Source organism: Herbaspirillum sp. meg3 (genome assembly GCF_002257565.1).
Lineage (GTDB): Bacteria > Pseudomonadota > Gammaproteobacteria > Burkholderiales > Burkholderiaceae_D > Herbaspirillum.
The window spans coordinates 4152682-4165052 of sequence record NZ_CP022736.1; the positions used below are offsets into that span (position 1 = coordinate 4152682).

Here is a 12371-nt window from a genome sequence, read left to right on the forward strand (position 1 = left end):
ACACCGCGTGATGAAATGAGTTCTAAAATAGCGCATCTCTGAACCGGCCTGCACAATCATCATGAACATACTAAAGAAGATCGCCTCATCCGGCCCTCAGGCTGCCTTGCTTGCGGCGCTACTGTTTGGCGCTGCCACACCGCTGGCAGGCATGCTGCTAAAAGACAATTCGCCATGGATGATCGCCGCCCTGCTTTATCTGGGTTCAGGCCTTGGATTGACGATCTATCGCCGGATCAGCGGCGCCAGTCAAATCTTGCCCGTACGCAGTGAGCTGCTCTGGTTCGCTGGAGCAATTGCCTGCGGCGGGGTCCTCGCGCCCGTGTTGTTGATGATTGGACTCACGGGCATGCCGGCGTCTTCTGCATCGTTGCTACTCAATGCAGAAGGTGTTTTCACTGCATTGCTGGCGTGGTTCGCCTTCAAGGAAAACGTTGATAAACGGATCATGACCGGCATGCTCGCCATTGTCGTGGGCGCCGTCATCCTGAGCTGGCCCGCACAAACCGGACCAATGACGCTGTGGCCGATGCTTGCGGTACTTGGCGCTTGCCTGGCATGGGGACTTGACAACAATCTCACGCGCAAAGTGTCGCTGAACGATGCCACCTGGATCGCGTCCGTCAAAGGCCTTGTGGCCGGCGGGACGAATCTGGCACTGGCATTACTGGCCGGAGCCAACTTTCCGGAGATGCCCGTGATCGGCGCCACCTTACTGGTCGGTTTTCTGGCTTACGGCGTCAGCCTTGCGCTATTTGTCGCTGCGCTACGGCATCTCGGCACGGCACGCACAGGCGCGTATTTTTCCGTCGCGCCCTTCTTCGGTGCCGGCCTTGCCTTGCTGACCGGAGAAAAGCTGACGCTGCAACTCGCCGTCGCCGGCCTCTTCATGGCATGGGGCATCTGGTTGCATCTATCGGAACGGCACGCGCACACGCATCGCCATGAAAACATGGAACACGACCACGAACATACGCACGATGGAAACGACGAGCACCATCTTCATGACCACGACGTCCCGGTCTTACCCGGCACCACGCATCGCCACCGGCATCAGCACATTGGCCTGACGCACTCGCACGCACATTATCCGGATGCGCATCACCGGCATCAGCATTGAAGATTGCGAAGTTCCTGAAATCATGACTCAACACGACGACACCATCATCAGCTTCGCGCCGACGACATCGTCCGACCTGGATGAACTGGTCGGCATCCGCATCGCTGCGATGCGCGAAAGCCTGGAACGCGTCGGACGCTTCGATCCGATCAGGGCGCGTGAGCGTTTTCAATCGGGATTCTCGCCGGAGCACACGCGTTACATCCTGTCTCATGCCCAGCGTGTCGGCTTTGTCGTGGTAAAGCAGGACGAGAATCATCTGCTACTGGATCATCTGTACATTCATCCTGACCATCAGGGCCAAGGTATCGGCAGCGCTGTCTTGACTCAATTATTTTGCGAGGCAGATGCAGTCGTATTACCGATGCGCGTCGGTGCGTTGAAACAAAGCGAAGCGAACCACTTTTATCAGCGGCATGGTTTTATGAAAATTGACGAGGGAGAATGGGATATCTACTACGAACGGCAAGCGCAGTGACTTGCGCTGAAACTTGCACGCCGCAGCGTACAATTCCCTGATCCGATGATTTGTTCTTATCCCGCATTCCAGCACAACTGAAGAGAGACCGCCATGCACTACGTTCTTTTTTACCGCTTCGTCAAAGACAGCAAGACCGTCAAACTGCCGTTTCGCAATGATCACCTCAAATTCGCGTGGGAAGCGGCCGAACGCGGAGAACTGATTCTCGGCGGCGCCCTCAGCGATCCGGAAGATGAAGCCATGCTGCTGTTCAAGGGTAACTCGCCGGAAGTGGCCGAAAACTTTGCCAATAAAGATCCGTATGTGACCAATGGCGTCGTGACGCAATGGCAGGTGCGTTTGTGGACCACCGTGGTGGGAGAAGACGCGGCTTCGAGTGTTCGTCCGGCCTGAGCGACGACAACACGCAAGTCATTCGCAATTTATCGTTTATCGAGCAGGGTCTGAAAAAGAGTGACCAGGCGCGCCTGATCCTGCCCCAGAGGCTCAAAGAAGCGGCGGTCGACTTCTTCCACCACGGCAATCGCTTTTTGCGCAAGCTTGCGGCCGGTTGCAGATGCGGAGATGACTTTTGCTCTCGTGTCAGTGGGATGATCAGCGCGTTCGAACAGACCGCTCGCAAGGAGGGCTCGCACTACTTGCGAAGTTGTCATCGGGTCGCTGCCCGTGAGCTGGGACAATTTCATTTGGGTAAGGGGTTCTTCCGCCCCAAACCAGGTCGCGACCGCAAGCATGACAAACTGCGTGTGCGTCAAGCCAAGCGGTTGCAGCGCAGCACGCTGTTCGCGTTGCCAGTTGTTGGAGATGCGCCATAGCAAAAAACCGGGACTGTCAGACGGCCCGCTGTGGCTGGTGGGTAGCGGCTTCGATTTCATCGGTACATCCTTTGTGTGGCAAGATCAACGCCCATTGCGTTGGCGATCGTGCTTGAATCCTTGTCGGTCAGAGGGATAAGGCCGCGGCGCAGAACCATTCCCCAGCTCGGCGCAGCGCACAGATCCAGCTCGCTGCGCAATGCCTCCAGCGGCGTCTCTTTCACCTCGAGATACTTCACCCGGCGACGGAACGGCACGAATCCGCCTCCCATATCAAACGGAAATACTTCTTCATCCTCCACGACTCCCATTGCAGTGAATGCCTTCAACGGCGCACCATGCATTTCGACCGCCGGGGAATAATAGAAGAAAATATCGCCCGACTTCATTCTGCGTAAAGGCTGAGCCTTGCCGTGACACACTTGCGCAAAGCCTCCCGCCACACCGCGTTGAACATGAGCGCGAGAGACGACACCTAGCCAGGATTGGCTCATATCACACCCGGCCTTCCGCTTTTGCCACGAGTCCCTGCAGGACCTGTGGGAAGTCGGAAGAAACTCCCGTGCAAATATCCTGTGCATTTTCTCCGGTCACGCCGATCTCGTAGGTGATCCGGTTGCGGCCGTCAGGCAGCGGATTGATCTGATGCGTCACTCGCACGACGACGTCTCCAAGCGTGGTCTCGTCGGTAAACAGACGCGGCTCAGTGACTTCAACAAGTTGCGATCGGATGACGTCTTGATCAGGAAGCACCATCGTGAACCAGGAGCCTGTCGCGAAGGGACCTTCCAGGCTGCAGTCATGCACGCCGGCGTTCCAGTTCTTCCAATCGGATACGGCCTTGAACAGCGCCCAGATGGTTGCCGCCGGCGCAATGGTGTCATGGCTATAGGATGCAGTGGCTTGTGTAGCATTGGACATATCGACCTCCTTAATAAGTGTACATATTATATGTGCACTTATTATATTCGTCAACAGTCCTTCTTTCAGCGAGAAGCCGACGTTCGAAACATGCGCCCTCTCCTCTCTAGCCTCTTTCTATTCTAAGATTTTCCAGGGCGAACTTGATCAGCTCGCTGCGTCCCTCGATATCCAGCTTGCGCTTGATATTCAGACAGTGGGTTTCGACAGTGCGCACACTCAGATCCAGCGTCTCTGCGATGCTCTTGTTCGACGCGCCCTTCGCTATCTGCTCAAGGACCTGGCGTTCGCGTGCCGTGAGCGACTCTTCTTTGATACGCGGCTGGGCGAGGATGGGCATCAGCGCAGCGCTGTAATAGACGCCCCCGTTCAGCACCGCTTCGATTGCACGCACGATGTCGCTTCCGGGGGCGTCCTTCAACACATAGCCTCTCGCGCCCGCACGAATCGACTGCAAGACGTACTCGGCTTTGTTGTGCATGCTGAGGATCAGCACGGCGATATCGGGGAAGTTCAACTGGAACTGCCCCGTCAGCTCGATCCCACTGCTGCCTTGAAGGTTGATGTCCATCAACACCAGGTTGATCGGCTGGCGCGCTGCGTGCTTTAAGGCTTCTTCCGCAGTACCGGCTTCAGCAACGACCTGTACACCCGGCATACTCTCCAGCCGGGCGCGCACGCCATCCCTGATCATCGGATGATCATCCACGATCATGACATTCGTTGTTGCTGGCGTTGTTACTGTTGTTACTGTTTCATCAAGCATAAAATGCCTCCTTTGTGAGCAAAGGAACTTGCGCCACGACCACCGTTCCTTCGGAACTTGAGGATACGGAGAAGCTGCCGCCTACTGCTTCCAGACGCTCTGCCATGTTGCGCAAGCCGATACCCTGTTTGGGATGCTTGGCGATCTGGCCCGTATCGAAGCCGATACCGTTGTCGCGAATGGTCAGGAGGAACAAGCCTGATTCCTCGGCCAGTTCCAATGACACGGAGCTTGCCCTCGCATGCCGCCAGATATTGTTCAAGGCCTCTTGGGCAACCCGGAACATGACGGTATTGACGACATCCGGCGATGCATTTGTCGTCCCCCTGAAGGAGAAGTCAATGCGAAGCTCTCCGTTCGCATTCCACTCATCACACAAAAACTGCAGCGCACTGGTCAAGCCCATATCATCCAGGAGAGCAGGCCTCAAGCCGTGAGAAATATGCCTGATCTCGCCGAGCAAGCGATTCATTTGCTCCACGGTGTGTTCAAAAGCATCGCTGGCGGACGCGATTTGCTGAGGGGACTCGAGCTTGATGATCGCCGCTTCAGTCTGCAACTTGATGGAAACCAGATGCTGGCTGATGCCGTCATGCAGATCGCGTGCAACACGCGCCCGCTCTTCCTCTTGAGATAAAACGACTCTCTGCGCCAACTCCCTGAGTTTGGCGTCGGCAACACGTTGTTCACTGAGGTTGAACATCAGGCCAAAGCCGGCCACCGCCGCGACGCTAAGGAGTGCGATGACCGCGATCAGTCGCATCGTGTCGAGATTGTGCCCGGATATCTGCCGGTCGATGTTGGCAAGCGCCGCGTCCACATCGTCGAGATAAATTCCCGTACCGATGATCCATCCCCACTTGGGCAAGGCAATCACATACGCAAGTTTCGGTGCGACCGTACTGCTGGACGGCTTGCGCCACAGATAGCGCTCAAAGCCACCGCCACTGCGGGCACGCACGATGAGGCGCTGGATGGTTTTGGTGCCATCTACGTTTTCCCAGTCCCACAAATTTCTGCCAAGCAGCTCAGGCTGACGTGGATGGACCAACGTATTCCCGGAAAAATCGTAGGCAAAGAAATAGCCGTCATCGCCATAGTCGAGCCGGGCCAGGATATTGATGGCCTCCCGTTTGGCGCCTTCTACATCGTTGCGTTCATAGAGATGCGCGATCGAATGAACGGCGAGATCGACGTAATGGTGCAGCTCCGCATCTTTGCTGCTCCGATACGCTTCCTGAATCGACTGGCGCTGCTGCTCGCCGAGCCTGATGGTCTGGTGCCAGACAACAATCGCAATGACCCCGAAAGAGATCAGCAATGGTGTGACTGCAAAGAAAATAATCTTGTGTCTTAGTTTCATCCTGGCAATGTCTCCTCGGGCTCAAAAAGCCTCGCACACTCTTCTGTTATGAGTTCTCCCGCAATTCTATGTCGGATTACACGCGGCCACCTACGTGTTCCTACGTAGTTCCACTAAGTAGTCTCCCGCTTGTTCCAAGCCGCAGATATGCGAATACTACGGCACATAAAAATAGTAAAAATTGATATAAAAATTTCTTTATATCGGAGACATCCTCACCACGACGACTCCGGACGCAATGTATATGTACGTATTCGCATGCGCGCCTGCAGTCGCCCTTCTGTTTTTGTGGATGCCTCCAAAGCGGTCATTTTTCATAACAAAAGAGGAGATCTGATGTCCACCGACATGCCATCAAGAACAGTGGGGCGAAGCTATCTGCGCGCATTGCTGTTACTACCTTTCATCGCCTTGCTATGGGTTCCGTTTTACAACGACGAACTGCCCGCACTGTTCGGCTTTCCGTTTTTTTACTGGTATCAGTTCATGTGGGTTCCGCTCACCGCATTGATCATCTGGATCGTCTATAAGGACGGTCTCAAGAAGGGAGTCGAATAATGAATTCCTCTTCCATCAACTGGACTGCCCTCGGCGTCTTCATCTTCTTCTTTGCGCTGGTCACCGTCATGGGCTTCTGGGCCTCGCGCTGGCAAAGCGGCGGTTCCGCCAACAAGGGCGCTCACCTCGACGAATGGGGGCTGGGCGGCCGTAACTTCGGCACCTGGATTACCTGGTTTCTGGTCGGCGGTGACTTCTACACCGCTTACACCGTGATCGCGGTGCCGGCGCTGGTGTATGCGGTCGGTGCTTACGGCTTCTTCGCGCTGCCGTACACGATTCTGGTCTATCCGATCGTGTTCCTGATCATGCCCAAGCTGTGGCACGCTGCGCACAAGGCCGGTCACGTCACCGCTGCCGACGTGGTGTTCGGCCGCTACAAGTCGCGCAAGCTGGAGCTGGCCATTGCCCTGACCGGTGTCGTGGCGACCATGCCTTATATCGCGCTGCAACTGATCGGGATGGAAGTCGTGATCAAGGCGCTCGGGGTTACCGGTGAATTGCCTCTGTTGGCGGCTTTCGTGATTCTGGCGCTGTACACCTATTCGGCCGGCCTGCGCGCGCCTGCACTGATTGCCTTCGTCAAGGATCTGATGATTTACATCGTGGTGCTGGTGGCGGTGGTGCTGGTGCCGATGAAGCTGGGCGGCTATGGCATCGTGTTCAACTCGGCACGTGAGGCGTTTGCGGCCAAGGGCGGCATGACCGGTCTGACGTTGAAGCCTGCACAGTTCCTGCCGTTTGCGACACTGGCGCTGGGGTCGGCGATGGCGGCCTTCATGTATCCGCATACCCTGACCGGCATCTTTGCGGCCAAGAGTGCTGACACGATCCGCAAGAACGCTGTGTTCCTGCCTGCGTACACGGTGCTGCTGGGTCTGATCGCGCTGCTGGGCTATATGGCTTACGCGGCGGGCGTCAAGGTCGAAGTGAACAATGACATCGTTCCTGCGCTGTTCAATGCCATGTTCCCGAGCTGGTTCAGTGGCTTTGCGTTCGCGGCCATTGCCATCGGTGCGCTGGTGCCGGCGGCGGTGATGTCGATTGGTGCGGCCAATCTGTTCACGCGTAACTTCTGGAAGCCGTACGTGAATCCGAACGTGTCGGCCGAAGGCGAAGCCAAGGTCGCCAAGATGGTGTCGCTGGTGGTGAAGTTCGGCGCGCTGGTGTTCATCCTGTTCCTGCCGACCAAGTTTGCGCTTGATCTGCAGTTGCTGGGCGGCGTGTGGATTCTGCAAACTTTCCCGGCGCTGGTGTTCGGTTTGTTCATCGGCTGGTTTGGCGCCAACGCGCTGCTGACCGGCTGGGCGGTCGGTATCATCGGCGGCAGCTGGCTGGCGTATGCGGATGGCATCAAGCCGGTGCATACCTTCCACATCGGGGCTGATTCGTACTCCATGTACACCGGTCTGATTGCGCTGGCGATCAATATCGTGGTGGCAGTCGTCGTTCAGTTGGTGTTTGGCAAGGGCGGTGCGAAAGCGCCGGCATTGAAGCACTGAGTGAAGCACTGATTCAGCAGCCATGCCCGCAATCAGAAAAAGCCACGTTCTCCGGAACGTGGCTTTTTTATTTGCAGCGCGCGATACGTTATCGATTGCTTTGTTGACGACGCTCACAATTTTAAAATCAGGCAAGATCCAGCGCGACTATGCCTCGTCGACTGGCCTTGCGCTTATTTGTACATTGTTTCGTCCATTCCCTTTGGCCTTGTACAAGGCGCTATCGGCCGCATTCAATACGGCGTTGATCGAATCATGAATCTTACCGTCATACACGGCCGCACCAACGCTCACTGAAATGTGGCCGATCTGGCTTTTCGAGTGCAAAATATGAAGTGCTTCAATTGCGCTGCGAATCTTTTCACCCACAAAGATGGCACCGTCGGCATTGGTTTCAGCGAGCACGACGATGAACTCTTCTCCACCGTAGCGCGCGGCAATGTCGGAGCTGCGCGGCAGCTGTAAAGAGATGGCGCGAGAGACGGCGGCCAGAACCTCGTCTCCCTTTTGATGGCCATAGGTGTCATTGTAAAATTTGAAATAATCGACATCGATAAATAAAATCGAAAACGTCCCCTTACTGCGTCTGCTTCTACTCCACAGGTCGTCCAATGCATGGTCCAGTGCTCGGCGGTTGAGCAGTTTGGTCAAATCATCGATGCGCACCAACTCCTGCAATTTTTCTTCGGCATGACGTCGTTTCTTAAGCTCATTACGCAATACATGGAAGAGCGCCACGCACACCGCGATGAAGAGCAGCATCAGGGAACCGACGGTATAAAGACTCTCCGTCCAGTGCCTGAAGATATGCTTTTCGGAACGCCCGACAAAAACGACAAGCTGGGTTCCCGGAACGTTTCTGAAGGCATACAGACGTTTCACCCCGTCGTTCATGGCTCGAGCAAAGAAGCTGCCACTATTTTGCTGAATCAAGGACTTGATCGTCAAGAAATTCGGGTTGGTACTGATATCACGCCCAATTATCGAAGCGGAGTATGGCAACCGCATGTAAACCACGCCACTGCGGGAATACAGCGACATCACACCATCCTCACCCAGCACGACTCCGCTGAACAGCTCGCGGAAATAGGTCAGATCGAGAGCCATGACAACAATGCCGGCAAAGCTGCCGTCTTGATTGGCAAGGCGCTTGGACAAGACGACAACCTGCAGATCCCGATCGAATTTGGCGGTAATTGGCGGCGAAATATAAAGACCGGTTTCGGGCTGATCCCGATGAACCGTGAAATAGAGACGATCACCGTAGGTATTGGCCGGTGCGCCCGGCAAAGAGGAAACGACAACCTTGCCGACATCGTCAAGTACCGCCATGACCACGACATGTTTTGCGGCTGCAACACCGCCGAAAAGATAGGAATGTTGCTGGTTATGCGTGAGCTGCCGGTACGTCGGACTTTGATAGCGATTGGCCAGTGCATCCAGAGACAGAGAGAGTATCTCGATATTTCGAACGATATCCCGCTGGGCCATCAGCGTGATGTTTTGCGACGTATCGATTGCATATTGGCTTGCCTCCTCATGGCTGGTGTAGAGCATCCAGCCGAACAAGCCGAATACCATTGCCATCAGGATTATCCCGCTTATTTTAAGAGCCTTCCCTAAACGCTTAATTTTTAAACCCCATTTACTCTGTTTGTTTGAGCCCAAGCAAGATGAAAGACTGTGGCTGCCGGCACATGGTCTTCAATAAAAATCATCTGTACTTGAAATCTGATGGGCGTAATTAACTCATAAAAGCATATATTTCGACAGATTTCCAAAACGCAACGTATGCCGGAGACGACAATTATTTCTTTTAACTTTGGCTACGCAACGTGTTGTGCTACACCTCCGGAACGCTGGTATGTATGGGAAATTTCTGCGGGGAAACGGCCCGCGATCCGCCGCAAATCTACCGTTGATTCGCCGGCTGAGCCAGCAGTGCCATGTGCTTGTCCAAGATCAACTTCAGTTTGCCTTCACGGCGCATCGTGTCCAACTGAAGATTCAATGCTTTCAGGTGTTTAATACAGGGACTTGACTTCGTCATGGCGATGAAATTATCAGATTCCGAGACGTACGGCTTCAAGGCAACAAATTTGTCATTTTGTCCGGACGTGGCCAGGTAGGCTATTCCGCTGTAGTACCCCGTGATCAGGTAATCGATGCGACGCAGTTCGAGTTTCTTAAAATTCATATAAGCTTTTTGCTCGGCCTGTACCTGCAAGTTCTTTCGAAGGAATTCATCGAAACCATTTCCAAACTGGTTTCCAAGCGTGACGCCGCCCTTTTTCCCGATCAGGTCATCCCATCCTGCGTAATTGAATTTTTTATCCCTGGCGACAAATATGGCAATGGGATTGGAAAACAGTGCGACGCTTGTATAGGTCAAATACTCGCGTCTTTCGGGGGTGTCCTTGAGAGACGAGATCATGTCGATCTCGCCGCTCTGGGCGCTTTTCAGTACGCGATGAAAAGGGCCGACATAGCGAACTTCATAGGGGATGCCGAGCGCGCTCAAGGCGGTCGTCGCGATCTCGATACTGGCGCCGGTTAACTGTTTACCGTCATACCATTGCAGCGGTGCGTAGTCGGAATCGGCTGAAATAACCACTTTCCCGCATTCTTTTTCTTGCGACAAAGCCGCCAATGGGACCAGCGTAAGGAACAAGACACATCGGATCAAAATAGGCATGCGCGTCTCCCAGCGTATTTTATGTAATGTTCTGCCGTATTGTTTCTGCACTATAACCCGAATAAAACAGATGGTAGCGAATGGAATTAGAAACTCTTGAAAAGTGTTTTTTTGTTTTCTGAGAGGCCCGGTCTCTGTTCGATTTTTTTAACGGCATTAACCGGGAAAGTCACCCAAGTTTAGTGCCAGCGTATCGGCGGAAGAAATTTGCAGTCTTCTCTAGTGTGGAAAGTATGGGGTGACGCCAAAATAGAAATCATCTGCAGTCGGCCTGGAGCTGACCACTCGTGTGAATATTTTGGCCTGAGATCGATCCAGTTTTCAGGCGACTGAAATAGCTCTGCTGTCCGCAATCCCCGACTTCATATGATCGACAAAACTCATGCTGAGCCCCTTGAGTTTGAGCCAGTCTTCTCCGCTTCGCTCGGCAATGCCGTCTTGGGTGGAAGTCGATCCGAGGTCAACGAGTTCGGTATGCAGCACTTCAAATGCATCAGAAATTGTGAATGCTTTCACGACTGGCTTGGTCAGATCGTTATGGTTCTGCTTGATGACGAGGCCACGTCGGCCTGATTTCAGTTTGACAATTGATCCTACCGGATAGATACCCAAGGTCCTGACGAAGGCAAGGAACATGGGCCTGTCAAAATGACCATCCCATGACGCCATTTGCGCAATCGACTCGGCCGGATCCCAGCCTTGCTTGTAAGGGCGATCAGAGGTAATCGCATCGTAGACGTCGCAAATTGCAGCCATCCGCGCATAGATCGTGATTGCATTGCCTTGTTGCTTGCCGGGATAGCCGCTTCCATCCAGTTTTTCATGATGGTGCAGGCAAACTGTGGATGCATAATCCGGAACTTTGGGGTCTCCGCGAAGATATTCGTATCCCAAAGTCGGATGACGCTGAACAATCCTGAATTCCGGGTCGGTCAGTTTGCCTGGTTTATTCAACACTTCCAGCGGGATGAAGGCTTTGCCAACGTCATGCAGGTATCCCGCCAGACCGGCCTCCTTGCAGGATGCATCATCCATTCCCAGTGTTTTCCCCAAGGAAACCATCAAGGCACAAACAGCTACGGAGTGAATGTAGCTGTATTCATCGGCCTGCTTCAGCCGCACAACGCTGGTCAATATGCTGGAACCACGTGTCACCGACGCGGCAATTTCATCCACCAACCGAAGGCATTCCGCGGTATCGATCGCCCTGCCCAAACGAACTTGCTTGAACATCGTCTGGGTAATTTCTTTGGCTTGATCATAAAGGCGCTTCGCATCTTCCACTTCGTACAGCAAGTCGAGGCTTTCTTCAGAAAGGCCAGATGCAATGTCGCCCAGAAGTTCATGCTCTTCTGCGGTGAGCGAGCTTTCTTGCACATCTTTGCCCTTGGAGACGTCGATCCAACAATGCTCAAATCCTGACGTCTGAGCTTGCTTAATCTCTTTGTGATTAGTAATCAAAAATTTGTTTTTCCAGAATGGATTGTCAATCCATGGCCCATCAAAGCCAGAAAAATACATTCCGGGAACAAGATTGTTGACGCTGATTTTTTTCAAGTGGCTCATTTTTGTTCGTCTTAGCAAGCGTTACGTACGTTTCGAAGGAAAAAATGCGGTGACGCCGGTGACGAATCTCCTTCATGGTATAGCTCATCGATCTGGTTGGCCGGCAAGATGTTTCCGGTAGTGTCGAACTCGATGATCGCCTGCCTTTTGCCCAGATCCTTGTAGATGACTTGGTAATAATCCACGTCTTCGGTCAAATCATGCGGGCCATTTTCATTCATCATGACTCCACCGCGTTTTCAGATCGAGCACGGTATAAACAAACAAGTGACCTTCGCCTCTTGTCCGGCTGTTGCACTCCATACAGCATGGTTGCACTTCATAACCACTTGATCTTCAATGCCTGAATTCTACACCAAATATAATGAATTAGTTAAATAAAACAAATAAACCAAATGTGTGATTTATTTGATAATTTCTTTTCTACTTCAGAATCTGGTGCCTGGATCTGCCGTTGACCATCGATATGGCAAATGCTGAAATGGAGCTTTAGCTGACTACGAGGGCCGATCGATTGGCTCTGCCTCTTCAAACATGCACCACCAATCTGGGCGACTGCTATCAGCCTGCAGCAATCATTTCCC

Annotated in this window: 14 protein-coding genes; 5 read left to right on the forward strand and 9 right to left on the reverse strand. The window is 53.5% G+C overall.

The features are described 5' to 3' along the window. The first annotated feature begins 61 nt into the window (after nucleotides 1-61). The 3 genes from hmeg3_RS18695 (at nucleotide 62) to hmeg3_RS18705 (ending at nucleotide 1994) form a co-directional block, all read left to right on the forward strand. The gene (locus hmeg3_RS18695; protein ID WP_094565061.1) at nucleotides 62-1120 is read left to right on the forward strand and encodes a DMT family transporter; all 1059 of its coding nucleotides are present in this window, start codon (nucleotides 62-64) and stop codon (nucleotides 1118-1120) included. A 22-nt stretch (nucleotides 1121-1142) separates the two neighbouring features. After that, a complete protein-coding gene (locus tag hmeg3_RS18700; RefSeq protein ID WP_094566445.1) occupies nucleotides 1143-1598 on the forward strand; it encodes a GNAT family N-acetyltransferase in 456 nt (151 codons plus the stop codon). Nucleotides 1599-1691: 93 nt separating this feature from the next. After that, nucleotides 1692-1994, forward strand: a complete 303-nt coding sequence (locus tag hmeg3_RS18705) for a YciI-like protein (RefSeq protein WP_094565062.1) — start codon at nucleotides 1692-1694, stop codon at nucleotides 1992-1994. 29 nt (nucleotides 1995-2023) lie between these two features. Here the strand turns inward: hmeg3_RS18705 and hmeg3_RS18710 are convergent, their stop codons facing one another. The 5 genes from hmeg3_RS18710 to hmeg3_RS18730 form a co-directional block, all read right to left on the reverse strand. Beyond that, the gene (locus hmeg3_RS18710) at nucleotides 2024-2476 is read right to left on the reverse strand and encodes a MarR family winged helix-turn-helix transcriptional regulator (RefSeq protein WP_094565063.1); all 453 of its coding nucleotides are present in this window, start codon (nucleotides 2474-2476) and stop codon (nucleotides 2024-2026) included. Continuing rightward, nucleotides 2473-2910 (reverse strand): EVE domain-containing protein, encoded by a 438-nt coding sequence (locus hmeg3_RS18715; protein ID WP_094565064.1) that lies wholly within the window; start codon nucleotides 2908-2910, stop codon nucleotides 2473-2475. The genes hmeg3_RS18710 and hmeg3_RS18715 overlap by 4 nt, the downstream gene beginning before the upstream one ends. A gap of 1 nt (nucleotide 2911) precedes the next feature. Then, complete coding sequence (locus tag hmeg3_RS18720; RefSeq protein WP_094565065.1) at nucleotides 2912-3337, reverse strand: SRPBCC family protein; 426 nt, start codon at nucleotides 3335-3337, stop codon at nucleotides 2912-2914. 106 nt (nucleotides 3338-3443) lie between these two features. Next, nucleotides 3444-4103 carry a response regulator transcription factor gene (locus hmeg3_RS18725; RefSeq protein ID WP_094565066.1) on the reverse strand — a complete coding sequence of 220 codons (660 nt, stop codon included), beginning with the start codon at nucleotides 4101-4103 and terminating at the stop codon, nucleotides 3444-3446. Further along, nucleotides 4096-5466: a cache domain-containing protein gene (locus hmeg3_RS18730; protein WP_094565067.1), complete on the reverse strand. Its 1371-nt coding sequence runs from the start codon at nucleotides 5464-5466 to the stop codon at nucleotides 4096-4098. Before hmeg3_RS18730 ends, hmeg3_RS18725 begins: the two co-directional genes overlap by 8 nt. Before the next feature lie 378 nt (nucleotides 5467-5844). Between hmeg3_RS18730 and hmeg3_RS18735 the strand changes: the two genes are divergently transcribed. Together hmeg3_RS18735 and mctP are read left to right on the forward strand one after the other, a co-directional pair. Then, a complete protein-coding gene (locus hmeg3_RS18735; protein ID WP_094566446.1) occupies nucleotides 5845-6024 on the forward strand; it encodes a DUF3311 domain-containing protein in 180 nt (59 codons plus the stop codon). Then, nucleotides 6024-7526 (forward strand): monocarboxylate uptake permease MctP, encoded by a 1503-nt coding sequence (gene mctP, locus hmeg3_RS18740; RefSeq protein WP_094565068.1) that lies wholly within the window; start codon nucleotides 6024-6026, stop codon nucleotides 7524-7526. Before hmeg3_RS18735 ends, mctP begins: the two co-directional genes overlap by 1 nt. Before the next feature lie 147 nt (nucleotides 7527-7673). On the opposite strand, the gene hmeg3_RS18745 is transcribed toward mctP, so the two are convergent. The 4 genes from hmeg3_RS18745 to hmeg3_RS18760 form a co-directional block, all read right to left on the reverse strand. Next, on the reverse strand, nucleotides 7674-9113 hold the full coding sequence (locus tag hmeg3_RS18745) for a sensor domain-containing diguanylate cyclase (RefSeq protein WP_232511728.1): 1440 nt from the start codon (nucleotides 9111-9113) through the stop codon (nucleotides 7674-7676). A 325-nt stretch (nucleotides 9114-9438) separates the two neighbouring features. Continuing rightward, complete coding sequence (locus tag hmeg3_RS18750) at nucleotides 9439-10221, reverse strand: ABC transporter substrate-binding protein (RefSeq protein WP_094565069.1); 783 nt, start codon at nucleotides 10219-10221, stop codon at nucleotides 9439-9441. Between the two features lie 321 nt (nucleotides 10222-10542). Next, on the reverse strand, nucleotides 10543-11787 hold the full coding sequence (locus hmeg3_RS18755) for an HD-GYP domain-containing protein (protein WP_094565070.1): 1245 nt from the start codon (nucleotides 11785-11787) through the stop codon (nucleotides 10543-10545). Between the two features lie 11 nt (nucleotides 11788-11798). After that, nucleotides 11799-12011: a hypothetical protein gene (locus hmeg3_RS18760; protein WP_157739305.1), complete on the reverse strand. Its 213-nt coding sequence runs from the start codon at nucleotides 12009-12011 to the stop codon at nucleotides 11799-11801. Between the last annotated feature and the right edge of the window lie 360 nt (nucleotides 12012-12371).